The 15,040-nt window shown below is 72.1% G+C and carries 11 protein-coding genes, 2 pseudogenes and 1 riboswitch; of the genes and pseudogenes, 3 read left to right on the forward strand and 10 right to left on the reverse strand.

Annotated features, from left to right (window positions below):
• Nucleotides 1-53 precede the first annotated feature (53 nt).
• Complete coding sequence (locus AB0B76_RS37995) at nucleotides 54-1,967, forward strand: HAMP domain-containing protein (RefSeq protein WP_360384764.1); 1,914 nt, start codon at nucleotides 54-56, stop codon at nucleotides 1,965-1,967.
• A gap of 106 nt (nucleotides 1,968-2,073) precedes the next feature.
• Nucleotides 2,074-3,504, forward strand: a complete 1,431-nt coding sequence (locus AB0B76_RS38000; RefSeq protein ID WP_360384766.1) for a serine/threonine-protein kinase — start codon at nucleotides 2,074-2,076, stop codon at nucleotides 3,502-3,504.
• 75 nt (nucleotides 3,505-3,579) lie between these two features.
• On the opposite strand, the gene AB0B76_RS38005 is transcribed toward AB0B76_RS38000, so the two are convergent.
• From AB0B76_RS38005 to AB0B76_RS38025, 5 genes are all read right to left on the reverse strand, one after another.
• Complete coding sequence (locus tag AB0B76_RS38005; protein WP_360384849.1) at nucleotides 3,580-4,338, reverse strand: FAD:protein FMN transferase; 759 nt, start codon at nucleotides 4,336-4,338, stop codon at nucleotides 3,580-3,582.
• Nucleotides 4,339-4,384: 46 nt separating this feature from the next.
• Nucleotides 4,385-4,987 carry a hypothetical protein gene (locus tag AB0B76_RS38010; protein WP_360384768.1) on the reverse strand — a complete coding sequence of 201 codons (603 nt, stop codon included), beginning with the start codon at nucleotides 4,985-4,987 and terminating at the stop codon, nucleotides 4,385-4,387.
• A gap of 56 nt (nucleotides 4,988-5,043) precedes the next feature.
• Complete coding sequence (locus AB0B76_RS38015; RefSeq protein ID WP_360384770.1) at nucleotides 5,044-6,525, reverse strand: ferric reductase-like transmembrane domain-containing protein; 1,482 nt, start codon at nucleotides 6,523-6,525, stop codon at nucleotides 5,044-5,046.
• Between the two features lie 223 nt (nucleotides 6,526-6,748).
• Nucleotides 6,749-8,089 carry a HAMP domain-containing sensor histidine kinase gene (locus tag AB0B76_RS38020; protein ID WP_360384772.1) on the reverse strand — a complete coding sequence of 447 codons (1,341 nt, stop codon included), beginning with the start codon at nucleotides 8,087-8,089 and terminating at the stop codon, nucleotides 6,749-6,751.
• Nucleotides 8,086-8,787, reverse strand: a complete 702-nt coding sequence (locus tag AB0B76_RS38025) for a response regulator transcription factor (protein WP_360384774.1) — start codon at nucleotides 8,785-8,787, stop codon at nucleotides 8,086-8,088. The genes AB0B76_RS38020 and AB0B76_RS38025 overlap by 4 nt, the downstream gene beginning before the upstream one ends.
• Before the next feature lie 83 nt (nucleotides 8,788-8,870).
• Here AB0B76_RS38025 and AB0B76_RS38030 point away from each other — a divergent pair, with 83 nt between their 5' ends.
• Nucleotides 8,871-9,422, forward strand: coding sequence for a hypothetical protein (locus AB0B76_RS38030; protein ID WP_360384776.1), 552 nt, complete (start codon nucleotides 8,871-8,873; stop codon nucleotides 9,420-9,422).
• Between the two features lie 95 nt (nucleotides 9,423-9,517).
• On the opposite strand, the pseudogene AB0B76_RS38035 reads toward AB0B76_RS38030, so the two are convergent.
• From AB0B76_RS38035 to AB0B76_RS38055, 5 genes and pseudogenes are all read right to left on the reverse strand, one after another.
• Nucleotides 9,518-9,673, reverse strand: a pseudogene (locus tag AB0B76_RS38035) (cellulase N-terminal Ig-like domain-containing protein); the annotation flags it as partial.
• A gap of 180 nt (nucleotides 9,674-9,853) precedes the next feature.
• On the reverse strand, nucleotides 9,854-10,819 hold the full coding sequence (locus AB0B76_RS38040; protein ID WP_360384778.1) for an NlpC/P60 family protein: 966 nt from the start codon (nucleotides 10,817-10,819) through the stop codon (nucleotides 9,854-9,856).
• A 45-nt stretch (nucleotides 10,820-10,864) separates the two neighbouring features.
• Nucleotides 10,865-10,987: riboswitch (cyclic di-AMP (ydaO/yuaA leader) on the reverse strand.
• A 386-nt stretch (nucleotides 10,988-11,373) separates the two neighbouring features.
• A complete protein-coding gene (locus AB0B76_RS38045) occupies nucleotides 11,374-12,342 on the reverse strand; it encodes a M56 family metallopeptidase (RefSeq protein ID WP_360384780.1) in 969 nt (322 codons plus the stop codon).
• Entirely contained in the window at nucleotides 12,339-12,710 is a 372-nt protein-coding gene (locus AB0B76_RS38050; protein WP_360384782.1) for a BlaI/MecI/CopY family transcriptional regulator, read from the reverse strand. Before AB0B76_RS38050 ends, AB0B76_RS38045 begins: the two co-directional genes overlap by 4 nt.
• A 312-nt stretch (nucleotides 12,711-13,022) precedes the next feature.
• Nucleotides 13,023-15,040: pseudogene (locus tag AB0B76_RS38055) on the reverse strand (Neogenin); the annotation flags it as partial.

The following is a 15,040-nucleotide window of genomic DNA, read 5'->3' on the forward strand; positions in this document are numbered from 1 at the left end:
CATGTGGACCCCACGGGTTGGCCGCGCGCTAGCCTGAAACGGAGGGGCGGGGCATGAGCCGGACCAGGGGTGGGCTGATCAGCCGCATGGTGCTGGCGACCGGCGTGCTGTTGCTGATCGTCGGCGCGGCGTTCGGCGTCCTGCTCATCTCGATCAACGAGCAGCGGAGCACCGCCCGCGTGACGCGCCACGCCCAGCAGGTTTTCGACGCCGTCGAGGCCACCGAGCGGAGCACGGACGAGGTGCAGACGAGACAGCTGCAGTACTTCGCCACCGGGGACGCCGGCTATGTCGCCGACTGGCAGGCCGCGACGGCGGACGTCCAACGCGCGACCGAGCACTTGGAGCACGTCGCCACGACGAGCAACGAGCGGCGCCACGCCCAGCACATCACCCAGATCGCCCGATCGTACGTCGACGACTACTCGGTGCCGGTCATGGATGCCGCGCGGCGAGGCGATCCGAGCGTGCGGGACGCGGCGACGATGCGGGAAGGCGATCGGCGGATCGCCGAGTTGCACACGGAGACCCAGGCCCTCAGGATGACCGAGCGGCAGATCGTCGACACCCGGGACGCCCGCGCCGACCGGCAGGTCCAACAGGAGATCCTCGCGGTCGTCTGCGGCCTGGCGGGGTCGGCGCTCGTCATCGCCCTCGTCGGGTGGTACCAGACACGGATCATCGTCCAGCCGATCCGCCGGGTCGCCGCCATGGCCGACCAGCTCGCAAGCGGCGACCTCGGCACCCGGCTACCCGAGACCGGCACCGTCGAGATCGGCCGGCTGGAACGCTTCTTCAACGTCATGGCCGCCTCGCTGGAGCGCGGCTATCGGGAGCTCACCGACCGCGTCGAGACGCAGACCGCCCTGCGGCGCATCGCCACGCTCGTCGCGCGGGGGGTCCCGTCGGCCGAGGTCATGGCGGCGGTCGCCGCCGAGCTGGGCCAGTTGATCGACACCGAGTCAGTGCGGCTCGTGCGCTACGAACCGGACGGCACCGGGACGATCGTTGGGGCCTGGGGCGGGGCCGACCTGGACCTGCCGGTCGGCACCCGGATGCCGCTGGACGGGCACAACGTCACGGCGATGGTACTGCGGACCGGCCGGCCCGCCCGCATCGACGACTTCGCCAACGCCACCGGAGCCCTCGGCGTCCACCTGCGCGAGCGCGGCCTCCGCGCGGCGGTCGGCGCGCCTATCCACGTCGAGGGCCGGCTGTGGGGCGTCGTGGCCTCCGGGACGGCCCGCGACGAACCGCCGCCGTCCAACGCCGAGGCGCGGCTCGCGGAGTACACCGACCTGATCGGCACCGCCATCGCCAACACCCAGGCCCGCGCGGACCTGATCGCGTCGCGGTCCCGGTTCGTGCTCGCCACCGACCAGGCACGCCGCCGGATCGAGCACGACCTGCACGACGGCATCCAGCAGCGGCTCATCTCGCTGGGGCTGGACCTCCGCCGGCTCCAGGAGGACGTGCCGACGGAGCTGCCCGTGCTGCGGGAGGAGCTGTCAGCGGTCGTGGCCGGGCTCACCGGAACCGTCGACGACGTGCGGGAGCTCTCCCGCGGGGTACACCCGGCGATCTTGTCGGATGGTGGGCTGAGGCCCGCGCTGCGCGCGCTGGCCCGCCGCTCCGGCATGGCGGTGAACCTGGACGTCCGGCTGGACGACCGCCTGCCGGAGCCCGTGGAGGTGGCCGCCTACTACGTGGTGGCGGAGTCGCTCACGAACGCCACGAAGCACGCCCAGGCGACCGTCGTCTCGGTGCAAGCGGACGTCGGCGACCATCAGCTGCACCTGGTGGTCCGGGACGACGGCGTCGGCGGCGCCGAACCCGGGCATGGCTCGGGCCTCATCGGCCTGGCCGACCGGGTGGAGGCCCTGGGGGGCACGCTGACGCTGCACAGCCCGCGGGGCTGCGGCACCTGCCTGGAGGTGCGCCTCCCCCTCGACGAGGTCACCCCGTGACCTGATCGGTGAATCTTGTCCACATTCACCGACATACGCACCAGAATGTCTGTGGCACACTTTTTGCGTGGTTGAGATGCCGAGACTGGTGTCCGGTCGGTACAGGTTGATTGAACGCATACGCGAAGGCGGCACCTCCTTCGTCTGGAGTGCGCACGACGAGATCCTCCGGCGCCGGGTCGCCGTGCGGCTGCTCGACGCGAAGCTGAATGACGACGGACGGCTGCAGGCCGCGACGCAGGCCGCCGCGGCCCTGAGCCATCCGAATGTCAGAGGCGTCTACGACTTCGGCGTGGCCGGCCACGACGCCTTCATCGTGATGGAACTCGTCGACGGCATCCCGCTCGCCGACCGGCTCACCCGCGGTCCGCTGCCGTGGCGCGGCGCCGTCGAGGTGTGCGCCTATGTCGCCGCCGCCCTGTCTGCGGCCCACGCCCGCGGTCTCGCCCACGGCGACATAACGCCCGAAACGATCATGCTCACCGGCGTCGGCGTCAAGGTAGTCGACTTCGGCATCGCCTCGCTCGTATGCGCCCGTGCGGCCGACGGCCGGTCAGCGTACGTCGCGCCCGAGCGCCGGGCCGCTCCGATGGACCACACCCGGGACCAAGCCGCCGACGTGTACGCCATCGGCGTCGTGCTGTTCACCGCGCTGACCGGCCACCCGCCGGTGGCGGTCCGGGCCGGGTTCTGGCGGGACAACCCGGAGTCGGTGCCGCTCCCGCTGATCCCGGGGATGCCGCTGGAGGTCGCGGCGCTCTACCAGCGCTGCCTGGCCGCCGAACCGGCGATGCGCCCGTCCGCGGCGGCACTGGCGCACCGCCTGGCCGCCCTGGCAGGTGTCCGGGTGGGTGCCGTCGACGTCCGCGTGGTCAAGCCATCGGACGACGAGACGGCCAACCTGCACGGCACGAGAGAGTTGCCCACGGCGACGGATTTCCCGGCGGCGGCGGAGCCCGTGCCGCCGGCACGCTCCGGCCGGCTGCGGAAGGCGCTCGTGGGCGGCGCCGTGGCCGTGGCCGTCGTCTTTGCCGGGACCGCCACTGCCAGTGCGCTGATGCGCTCCGGAGGGTCCAGCCAGGTCCACTGGTCCGGCGGGTCCGACGGGCCCGGGTCGGGTGCGGCCGCGTCGAGCCAGCCCGCGTCGGGCGCCCCCACGGGCAGCGCGAGTTCGCCGAGCGCCGGCGCAGGCCAGGCGGCCGCCGGGTCGTGCACGGTCGCGTACCAGGTCAAGCAGACCTGGGACAACGGCGCCACCGTGTCGCTGTCGATCACCAACACAGGTCGGACGGGGCTGAAGGAATGGGCCCTGAGCTTCGACGTCGAGGGTCAGGTGCAGACAGGGTCCAGCTGGAACGGTGCGTGGCAGCAGCAGGGCACGCAGGTGACCGTCACCGGCCTCGACGGCCATTCGGATCTCGAAGCCGGCGCTTCGGTGACCGACGTCGGCGCGAACGTCGACGGCCAGCACGCCGGGACGATTCCCGACGCCTTCGTCCTGAACGGCATGCGCTGCCAGACGGCGACGCAGCCCTGATCGACGCCTGTTTCCGCCACGTATCACCGGCCCGGATCGGATCGTGTCCGGATACGCCAACGCCTGGCTAGCCGGTCATGGCGACGCCGGCTGCGCCTGCGCCAGTTCGGCGATGGGCACGCTGGGCAGGCCTGCCGAGCAGAAGCCTTCACCGTTCTCGGTCACCACGGCGGCTTCGTAGCCTGGCAGGTCGGCCAGCCAGCGCAACCCGGCCATGCCCATGGCTACGGCGGCGGTGGCGTAGGCGTCGGCCAGTCCGAGGTCGGGGCCGACGACGGTGACCGAGCGCAGTGCTCGAGCCGGCTCGCCGGTGCGCGGGTTGACTACGTGGAAGCCGCGCTCGTACGTGCCGGAGGTGGCCACGGCCAGGTCGGTGCCGGCCAGGACGAGAAACGCGCCGTCGGCCTCCCATGGGTGGCGCAGCGGGACGTGCCACGGTTCGCCGGGTTGGGGTCCGCCCCGCACGCGCACGTCGCCGCCGGCGTTGATGAAGTGGTTGCTGCTGCCGGCGGCGAGGAGGCGGGCGGATGCGACCTCGGCGGCCCACCCCTTGACGTATCCGGACGGGTCGAGGTGGCCGGTGGCGTACACGTCGAAGAAGTTGTCGGTGTCGTGCCAGAGCTGCGCGCACGTCGCGTGCACCTCCTGCAGGTACCGTGAGCCGTCTGCGAGCCGCAGTTCGCCCCGGTCCATCCGGCTGATCTCGCTGTCGGCCCGGTAGGTGCTGAAGCGTTCGTCCACCTCACGCATCCAGGCGAAATAGTCGTCGGCGAGCGCCGCCAGGGTGGCTTCGGGCAGCGGATCGGCGATGTCGATCGCAATCATCGTGCCCATCACCAGTTCGTGGCGACGCAGCCCGGTCATCGGATTGTCCGGCATGTCAGATGCCGGCCTGGGTCATCGCGCCCCGCAGCGACGCCTGGTAGGCGTTGCTGGTCAGCGTCGCGCCGGAGTAGTGGATCGCGGAGAAGTTGGTCTTGTAGTTCTTGACCGCCAGGGAATTCAGCGCCGGCAGCGCCGCGGTGTTCTTGTCCCAGTTGGAGCGGCTCTGGACGGCGGTGGCGGTCTTCAGTACGCCGCCGCAGACCTGGATGGTGACCGTGATGGTGCCGACGCCGGGTGAGGAGATCGAGCTCGCCGGGCCCGGCTTGGTGGTGCAGGCCGGGGCGGCCGCGGTCGTGGTGGCGGGTGCCGGCCCGGTGGTGGTACGGCCCGGAGCCGGGTTGCCCGGCCCGGCTGTCGCACCGGTCGTGGGGTTCTTACCGGACGGTCCCAGCGCGGCACCGGGGCTCTGCGTCGCGGAACCGGCTGAACCGGCGGGTCCTGCGGACGGATCGCCCGGCAGGCCGCCGGCGGTGCCGGCGTCGTTCGCCGCCGCAGTGTCGCCGGCGTTCGTGGCCGGCGACGCGCTGCCGTATTTTGCGCCGACGAGCAAGATCGTGCCAGCCAGGGTGCCTAGCAGCGCGGCAGCGGGTCTACGCACAACAACCTCCTCGAATCAACAAGTCATGGCAGAACGGGATGCTTGGGGCCGGATGTTCAGAACTCGAACGGGTCCAGGTGGATCTGCTTGCCGGGCACCCGCAGCCGGCGCAGCGCCGTGCGGGACGTGGAGATCAGGCCGTCGGGGCCGCACATGTAGACGTCGCGGCGGCGCACGTCCGGCACCAGTTCGCGCAGGCCCTTCGGGCTGAATGCGTGCCGGGGCCCGGGGTCGTCGCGTGAGCCGAGGATGTACCAGACCTTGACGCCGCGTTCGACGGCCAGTGCGTCCAGTTCGTCGCGGAAGGTCAGTTCGGCCTCGTTGCGGGCCCGGAAGAGCAGGACGGTGTCGGCTGGCAGGTCTTCCAGCAGGGCCCGGATCGGTGCGATGCCGCTGCCGCCGGCGATGAGCAGGGCGCCGTGGCGTAGCCGCTGGTCGGCGGTGAACGCCCCGGACGGGCCTTCGGCGAACACCCGCGCCCCCCGCTCGATGTACTGCAGGTCGCCGGTGTGATCACCGACGATCTTGACGGTGATCCGCAGCCAGTCGGCGTTGGGTGCCGCGGACAGCGAGAACGGGTGGGCCTGCCACCAGCAGCCGCGGGCCAGGAACCGCCACCGGAAGTACTGCCCTGCCTGCGCGTCGAGCCGGTCCAGCCGGCGTCCACCGATGTAGATCGACACCATGCCGCTGCCCTCGGGGACGACATCGAGGACCCGCAGCCGATGCCGCAGGTTGAGCCAGAGGGGCTCGATGACGCGGCCCCAGACCAGGCAGACCAGGACGAAAACGTACAGGCTGATCCAGTACCAGCGGGCGAAGCCCGTCTGCAGGTCCGCGCCGTCGGTGAACTGGTGGCCGTACCCGAGCAGCAGCACCAGATAGCTGGTCAGATGCAGGTAGTACCAGACCTCGTACCGGATTCGGCGGCGGATTGCCCGGATCGCCAGCACCCCGACTGCCACGAGTATGCCGGTCGCGATGAACGCGCTGATCATGTCGCGGTACGTGGTGAGCATGCTCCACGTCTCGTGCGCCAGCGACGCATGTTCCGCAGCGGCATACCCCATGACGATCAGCACCGCGTGGCCGAGCACCACGACGACCACCGCGCCGCCCAGCGAGCGGTGCCAAATCAGCAACTCGTGCGCGCCGACCCACACCTCCAGCCAGGCCGCCCGGCTCATCATGAGCACCTGCACGAGCAGGACGAACCCGCCGATCATGCCGGTCACGCGACCCGCCGCGATCAGCGCGTCGGCCGGTGTCGCCACCGACCCGCCCGGCGTGTTCAGCCACCACACCTCCACGCTCGCGGCCAACGCAAAGTAGAACAGCGTATAGAAGAACAGCCGGTTGCCGGTACGGTACCGGCCCGGCCCGTGGCGCCTGGCGACGCGAACAGCACGTTCCCTGGGCTCGACCATCGTGGGCGGACGGTCCTCGGTCACCTCCGTCGGGTCGGCCCACGGCCAGTACTCGTCGCCCGGCCTGGGCTCAGCCCGATCGACCGTCGCCCATGCGCGTGTCTGTTCCACGCCGAGATTCCTACCAGGATCCGACCCGGACAGTACCGGCAAAACGGACAACTAACCCAGACTTATGAGGTGCTTAGCAACTGGTTAGCATCGGCCGGGCAGGGACTCCGAACCCCGTAACGAACAGCACGCATGACAGAACGCAGAGGCGCGGTGCGGGCGACGGGCCTGCGGTACGGCGCTCGGGTTGGTTGCGGGACATCCGTCGACGGGGCTCGCGCGGCTAACCACCGTGGCTGGCCGGTGCCTGACGGTGGGCCGGACTCCGGCGCACCGGCAAGGAGCCCGGCGGCGGACCCAGTTCCACGGTAATCATGGCGCCGCCGCCGGGTGCCTGTCCCAGCGTGATCCCACCTCCGGAGGCCACCGCGGCACGCTGGACGATGTCGAGCCCCAGTCCGGTCGAGCCGGCGCCGCTGTGCCCGCGCCGCGGCACGACGCTCTCGGGCAGCCCGGGGCCCTCATCGAGGACCACCAGCCGGGCGCCGCCGCCGGCCCGTCCATCGAGCCGTACCGCGTAGCCGGTGCCCTCCAGGGTGTGCGCGAAGACGTTGCCCAGCAACGCATCTACGAGCGCTGACAGGTCGTCGCGGGGCAGCTGGACCGGCAGCGGGGCGGTGGCCAGCCACGCCTCCGCTCGTCGGTGCTCCTCGTCGGCGAGCGGCGACCAGAACTCGAGCCGCTCGCCGACCACCTGGACCGCGTCGCACATCGGCACGTCGCCGGTGTTGACCGGGCGGCGTGCCGCCCGGATCACCTCGTTGACGGTCCGCTCCAGCGCGTCCACGCCGGCGGTGATCCGGGCCTGGTCGGCCGGATCGCGCAGGGACTCGGCGTCGATCCGCAGCGCGGTCAGTGGGGTACGCAGCCGGTGGGAAAGATCGGCGGCGGTCTCCCGTTCCCGGGCCAGCAGCGCGCCGATTCGGTCGGCCAGCAGGTTCAGCCCGCCGCCGACCTCGCGCACCTCGGGCGGACCGGCCGCTCGGGCCGCCCGGGCGTCGAGATCGCCGCCGGCCAACCGGTGCGCGATCGCGGCGACGGCGGACAGCGGCTGGGTGAGGCTGCGCGCCAGGTTGTCGGCGACCAGGACACTCACCACCAGCAGGGCGAGCCCGAGTGCAGCCAGCACTAGCCAGGCCCGCCCCACCCCACGACGCATCTCCGTGTCGCTCACGAAGGTGCGCACCACCGCCGTACCGTCGGGCAGGCCGGCCACCGCGACCAGCACCTCCCGCCCGCCGGCGGCCGGTGCGGTGAGGCTGCTGCCGTCGGCTGCCTGAGCGACCGCCGCGCTGCGGGCGGCCCGCACGCCGAGGACATGGCCGTTGGGCAGGAACACCGTGAAGCGGTACGGCCCGGATCCGTTCGCGTGGTCGAGCACGAGGGTCAGGGCCGGCTCGTCGAGCGAGCCCACCGTCGGGGCCAGCGCCTGGGCCTGGGCAACGGCCGCGTTCACCGCCCGGTCCGCCGCCGAGGAGCGCACCATCACGGCCAGCGGTACCAGGAAGGCGGCCAGCACGAGCAAGTTGGTGGCGGCCACCAGCAGCACGAGCCGCAGCCTCATCGCGACGACGGATCCGCGTACGGCACGAACTTGACCCCGATGCCCCGCACCGTATGCAGGTAGCGCGGCTCCCGGGCACTCTCCCCGAGTTTGCGGCGCAGCCAGGACAGATGCACGTCGACGGTCTTGTCGGTGCCACTGTACGGCTGATGCCACACCTCGTTGATCAGCTCCCGCTTGGAGACCACCGTGCCCGCCCGGGCCGCCAGGTAGCTGAGCAGGTCGAACTCGCGGGCGCTCAGCTCAACCGGGGCATCGTCCAGCACCACCTCGCGGGCCGCCAGGTCGATCCGCAGCCCGCCGGCCACCAGCGGCGCATTCGCGCCGGCCCGGCCACCGGCGGTACGCCGCAGCACCGCCCGGATCCGCGCGTCCAGCTGCACCGCGCCGAAGGGTTTGCTGAGATAGTCGTCGGCACCGCGATCGAGGGCCTCGACGATCGCCGTCTCCTGATCGCGCGCGGTCGCCACGATGATCGGCACCTGGCTGACCGAGCGGAGCATGCGCAGCACGTCCCTGCCGTCCATGTCCGGCAGCCCGAGATCGAGAACGACCAGATCCGGCGCGGCGTCCAGCGCCATCTGCAGGCCACGCATGCCGTCGCCGGCCGTCATCACGGCATGGCCGAGCTGGCTGAGCGCATGAATCAATGCGCGACGGATCTCCGCATCATCCTCCACGAGCAGCACCTGAGCCACGGCGAAACCATACCGGCTCGGGCAACCAAGTCCCTATGCCCTATTAACCTGGGCTTATCCGGCGCTGTGACAGGCTGGCTCGCGTGAATCCGACCGCACGTCGAATGACAGCCAGCGGGTTGGCGTGGACCGTGGCAGCGGCCGCGTCGGTCGCCGTCAGCCTCCTGGCACTCTCTTCGATCAACGCCGGCACGGCGGCCGGCCCGCCCCAGCAACTGGCCCCGGAAGGGCTCGCCAACGCTGGGGCCGATGGGAGCACCGCCGCCTCGCCGGACGGCGAGGACGACGTCACGCCCGGCTCGAACGACGCCACGCCCGCCCAACCGACGCCGACGCCGATGCCGACGCAGTCACCTGACAGGCCCAGCGCGACCGTGAACAGCGTCCAGCGGTTGCTCTCCTCATCCGGCGGCACGGTCGTCGCCCGGTGCGTCGGCGCCAGCGCATACCTGGTCTCATGGAGCCCAGCGCAGGGGTACCAGGTGGGCCACGTCCTGCGCGGGCCCTCCCCCGAGGTCGGCGTCACCTTCCGCAACGCAACCAACCGGACCTGGGTCGAGGTCGAAATCCATTGCGTGGCCGGGACGCCGACACTCGACGATGGCGGCTCGCATGAGGAGCACGGCGATCGCTGACCGGCAGCGGCCGAACGTCGGGCGCGGCTTATCGAGAGAACCCGCGGGGGTCTTCATCGCCCCGCCGCGGCCGACTCGACGTGCAACGACCAGCCGACCTGCCAGGCCAGCGGGTCGGGCGCGTCGGTCACCACCGTGGCGTGCTTCGGCCCGTCCGGGAGGTAGCCGACCTGGTTGACCCGCACCGGCGGGTCGGTCTTCGGGACGTACCAATCCCACGGTTCGCCGCCGATCAGCGAGACGTCGTCGAGCTGCAGGCCGCCTTGCACGTCGCCGCGCAGCTGCTCGGACCCCGCGGCGACGCCCTGACCGCGGCGGCCCGGGACGCCTTCACCACCGGCATGCACAGCGCGGCCCTCATCGCGGTCGGCGCCACCCTCACCGCCGCCGCCCTTGCGTCGCGCTGCTGCCGGCGCGGGCCGGGCAGGACGTCAGGCGGGTCGGCGGTAGCCGGTGATCGGACGGCCGTCGAGCTTGGCCATCCGCACGTAGTCGCCGGTGGTCGGGGCGTGGACCATCCACCCGCCGCCGACGTACATGCCCATGTGGTGCAGGTCGCTGTAGAAGAACACCAGGTCGCCGGGGCGCAGGTCGGCCTTGGCGACCGGCTTGCCGTCCTCCCACTGCCACTTCGTGTAGTGCCGCAGCGTCACCCCGGCCGCCGCCCACGCGGCCATCGTCAGCCCCGAGCAGTCGTAGCCCTTCGGGCCGGCCGCACCCCAGATGTAGGGCTTGCCGATCAGCTCGCACGCCTTCTTCGCCGCGGTGCCGCCCGCTCCGCCGAGGTAGTCGACCGGGCATGCAACCGGCTTGAGGGCGCCGGTTGCGCCGCTGCTGCCGTACGCCTGCTGCCGGACCTTCTGCAGCTCGGCGAGCTTGCCCTCGATCTGCGTCTTCTTCGCGGCGAGATCCTTGTCCTGCGCGGCCTGCTGGGCGATCAGCCCGTCCAGGGTCTGCTTGTCCCCGGCGAGCTTGTCCCGGGCCGCGGCCACGCTCTGGATCTGGGAGCGTTCGTTGCGGGCGATCGCGTTGATGACCGTGAGCTGGTCCAGCATGTCGGTCGGGGTGCCGCCGCTGAGCAGGACCTGCATCGTGCCGACCCGGCCGGTCTTGTACTGCCGCACCGCGATGTCGCTGATCTTGCCCATCGCGGCGTCGACCTGCGCCTGCAGCGGCTGCAGCTGCTCCTGCAGCTTGGCCGCCTTGGCCTGGTTGTCCTTGAGCTGGCTGTGGACCTGGTTGTACTGCTCGATCGTCGGCTCGAGCTCGTTCCACATCTGGTCGATCTGGGCTTCCAACTCCGCCGGGGTCGGCTCGGCCTGCGCCGTCCCGGTACCGGCCACCAGGACCGCGAGCGCGGTCAGGACGGCGACGACAGCGCGGGCGGGGCGGCTCATGATCCGGGTACGGCGCGGGCGGCGTGGCGGCACGTGCGGGAGGCTCCTTCTTCCCTCGACCGCCTACCGGGTTCGGGCGGGAAGGACGCCCTACTGCGAAGGCGCGGATTCACCCCGAGATGCTGCGGTTGGGTCCCCGGCTCGACTTCGACTCGGCGGCGCCGGGCACCGACGCCGACCGGGGGCGATCGACGCTCCGGATGCCCGGCCGGAGCCGACCTTACGCATCGTCCCCACTCCGCACAACCCCATCTCCTACGGGCCGTAGGATGTGACCGGCCCGAGCTGCAACCATCTTCCCTGTTCACGGTGTTGATCCGTGGGCGCCGAACGGGACATAGCACGACGGGTAGTTGATTCGGGAAGGTTGCGTCGATCACAGTCCGAGCCCCGCGCCGCTACGGTCGGTGAGGGCGGCGACGAAGCGCGCGCCGTCACCACGTCGCCGGCGGCCGACCCGGACCGGGCGGCGCCGTGGCCGGTCTACCGGGCGCCCGGTGGCGGGACCGTCGCGGCGAGCTGGCGGTACCTGCTGCCCGACGAGCAGCTGGAACCTACGGGGCCAGCGGTGAGCGTTCCAGCGCGGCGATGAGCACCGGCAGCAGCGGCAGCAGCGCGAACAGCCCGACGGCGACGCCGGTCAGCGCACGGGGCAGCGGCCGCGGGCGGTACAGCAACCGGTGCAGCCGCTCCGTCGCGTCGCCGCCGTCCGCGGCCAGCAGCGGTCCCGTATCGCCGGTGCCCGGCCGGCCCGCCGCATGCGCGCCGGCCTGCTGGACGCGGGCCTCGGCGAGCGCGACCAGGGCGTGGGCCAGCACGATCGGCGGGGTGCGGCGGACCGCGACGTCGTCGGCGCGCAGCTCCACGAGCCGGTGGACCTGCCGGACGGCGGTCCCGAAACATGAGACCCAGGGGAACGCCCGGTCCAGCAGCCGGGCGGTGCGCACCAGCCGGTAGTGCCCGCCGGTGGCGTGGGCCTGCTCGTGCGCCGCGACCGCCTGCAGCTGCTCGCCGGTGAGGTGGTCCACCGCGGCGGAGGTGACCACGACGTCGCGGACGCCGCCGCCGGGCAGCAGGTACGCGGCGGGCTCGTCCGCGGGCACCACGATCACGCCGAGCCCGGGCAGCCGCCGCCCGGTCCGCGACAGCATCCCGCGCAGCCGGCGACGCTGCCGGCCCTCGGCCCGGGCCAGCCGCCACCCGGCCAGCCCCAGCCGGACCGCGGCGGCACCCAGCAGCGCCGCACCGGCCGCGGCGACGGCCTGGGCGGCGACGCCGTGCGCGCCGAGCAGCGCGTCGAGGCACACCTGCCACGCCCGGCAGACCAGGTCGTGGGTGTTGTCCCAGTGCAGCACCGCGGTGGCCCCGGCGAGCGTGGCACCGGTCACGACCGCGGCGCACCACATCTGCCAGGCGAACAGGCCCAGCCCGGGCGCCCGCACCACCCACCGGGCGCGGCCCAGCCGCGGCCCGGCCACCGCGAGCAGCAGGGCGGCGTAGGCGGCGAGCAGCAGCGTGGTCACGGCGAGGCGATCTTCCGCTCGTACGTGTTCAGCGCCGAGCGCAGCGACGCCGCCTCGTCCAGGGTCATCTGGCCCAGGAAGTGCAGCAGTGTCTGCTCCCGGTCGCCGCTGTCGGTCAGTGCATCACGCATCAGCCCGGCACCGTACTGTTCGCGGGTGGCCACCGCCTCGTAGACGTGGGCCCGGCCCTGCCGCACCCGCTGCAGCCAGCCCTTGCGGTGCAGCTTCTCCATCACCGTGAGCACGGTGGTGTACGCCAGCTCCCGGGTCTCGACGAGCGCGGTGTGGACCTGCCGCACCGTGACCGGTCCGCCGGCCGCCCACAGCTGCCGCATCACCGCCGCCTCCAGCTCCCCGAACCCCTGCACCGCACCCCTCCCGGACCCGCGCCGACGCGGCGCCGGCCATCCGATGCTACGACGCCGCCACCGGCAACGGCACCCTGCCGACGTCCTACGACCCGCCGGAGGACGGCACCCCTGCACCGGTCAGCGCGCCACCGCACATCGGATCACCTCCTACGTTCCGTAGGAACAACCATTGCATAAACGTCGATGGAGTCGAGGTCATCAGGACCCGGACCCCGTTCAGGGAGTTCGACATGGACCGCAACGCGTTCATCGTCGTGTTCCGCCGCGCGTTCGGGCACACCCCGGGCACCCACCACCTCGGCCGGTAGGTCAGCACATCGGGTTCAGCAGGCGGGCCCAGTAGGTGAGGTCGGCGGCCTGAGCGGCGGTCAGCGCGGGGTGCGGTCCGCCGGCCGCGTTGCCGACCGTGGTGATGTACTGGCAGATCTGGCCGTGGGCGAGCTTGTTGGCCAGGTCGTGGGTCAGGCCGTTGGCGTTCGGGGCACCGACGGCGTCGAGGTACTGCGCGGTCAGGTCGGCAAGCGTGTCGTTCGTCGGCGCGACGGTGTAGCCGATGGTCCTGGCCGGCGCGGCATTGCCGGCGATGTCCATGCCGCCGGCGCACGTGGCGGTGTATGCGCCGGAGGCGGTGCGGTTGACGCTGAGACTGGCGGGATTCGCCACGCCGGAGGTCGCGTCGACCGTGACGCACATCGGGGCCGGCGGGTGGTCGAGGCTGTACGTCGCGCCGTTCACGGCGCCGGCGATGGTGACGACCGGCGCCGTGAGGTCGACGTTCAAACCGCTCACGGTGGCATCCGCGGTGTTGCCGGCCTTGTCGGCCGCCGTGCCGGTCAGGCTCTGGCCGGCCCCGTCGTGGGTGACCTGGAGCTCGGCCGGGCAGGTCGCGACGCCGGAGAGAGCGTCGGCACAGGCGTAGATGAGCGTCGGTGCCGTGTGGTACCAGCCGGCGGCGTTCCTCGTCCCCTGCACGGTGGCGGTGATTGTGGGCGCGGTCTTGTCGATGTTGATGCCGGTCACCGTCGCCGTCGCCTGCGTGCCGGCGTGGCTGGTGGCGACACCGGTGACGGACTGGCCCGCCCCTTCGGTGGTGACCGTCGCCCGATCCGGGCAGACGGAGATGCCGGAAACGGCGTCGCCGCAGGTGAAGTCGACGGTGACGGCGCCGTTGTTCCAGCCGTACTCGTTGGCGGGCGTGCGAACCGCGGTGATCAGTGGCTTGGTCTTGTCGATGCTGACGATCACGGTGGCGTCCGCGGTGTTGCCGGCCTTGTCGACCGCGACGCCGCGGACGGTCTGGTTGGGCCCGTCGTCGGTGAGGACGACCGGTGGACTGCAACCGGCGATGCCGGACAGGGCGTCGGTGCAACTGAAGGTGACGGTGACTGCGCCGCTGTTCCAGCCCTCGCCGTTCGGACTCTGCGAGACGGACGCGGTGATGGCCGGGGCAGTGGCGTCGAGGTTGACGACGGCGGTGACCGAGGCCGTGTTGCCGGCATTGTCGACGGCCGTGCCGGCGACGCGCTGCTCCGCCCCGTCCGCACCGACCTCGACCGGGGCCGGGCAGGATGCGACGCCCGACAGGCCGTCGGCGCAGGTGAAGGCGACCATCACGGTGCCGTTGTTCCAGCCGCCGCCGTTCGGCGACGGCGTGACGCTGTAGTTGATCGTGGGCGGGGTCGTATCGATCGAGACCTGGTACCGGCCGGCGGCGCAGTTGCCGGCCGGGTCGCAGGACGGGCCTGAGGTCAGGGCCTGATCCGCCCCGTCGGCCGCGGCGGTGGTGGTGGCGGGCACGGTCGCTGTGCCTGACGACGGTGCCGGGTCGGTGCTCGACCAGGCGACCGTGACGGGAGCGCTGTACCACCCGGCGGCGTTGGCCGGACGGTCAGGTGTTCCCGACACGAACGGCGCCGCGGTGTCGTAGACGACGGTGATCGGCGCGGAGCTCGCACTGGCCGCGCCGTTGCCGCCGACGGCCGCGACCGCGTAGCCGAACGCGCCGTCGTTGCCAGGCGCGTAGTCGGTGAAGGTGGTCGCGGTCGTGCTGCCGGCCACCGCGCCGTCGCGGTACACGAGATAGCTGACCGCTCCGGGCACGGCGTGCCAGGTCAGCACCGGCAGCCGGTTGGTCGGCGTCGGCGCGGAGAGCCCTGTGGGCACGGCGGGGACGGCGGGGAGGCGCTGGAAGAGGATGCCGGCGTTGCCGCCCGCGGTGGTGATGGTCGTGGTGTTGCAGACCTGCGTGTTGTCGGCAAACGTGGCACACACCTGACCGGCGGTGAGATTGAACCCGGAGAAGACGCTGAAGGCGGCCTGCCCGTTGC

The sequence above is a fragment of the Dactylosporangium sp. NPDC049140 genome (assembly GCF_040648435.1).

Coding starts and splice junctions, on each gene's coding strand:
- AB0B76_RS37995 (WP_360384764.1), top strand. CDS start 54: ATGAGCCGGACCAGGGGTGGGCTGATCAGCCGCATGGTGCTGGCGACC.
- AB0B76_RS38005 (WP_360384849.1), bottom strand. CDS start 4,338: ATGGGCACGATGATTGCGATCGACATCGCCGATCCGCTGCCCGAAGCC.
- AB0B76_RS38020 (WP_360384772.1), bottom strand. CDS start 8,089: ATGAGGCTGCGGCTCGTGCTGCTGGTGGCCGCCACCAACTTGCTCGTG.
- AB0B76_RS38040 (WP_360384778.1), bottom strand. CDS start 10,819: ATGAGCCGCCCCGCCCGCGCTGTCGTCGCCGTCCTGACCGCGCTCGCG.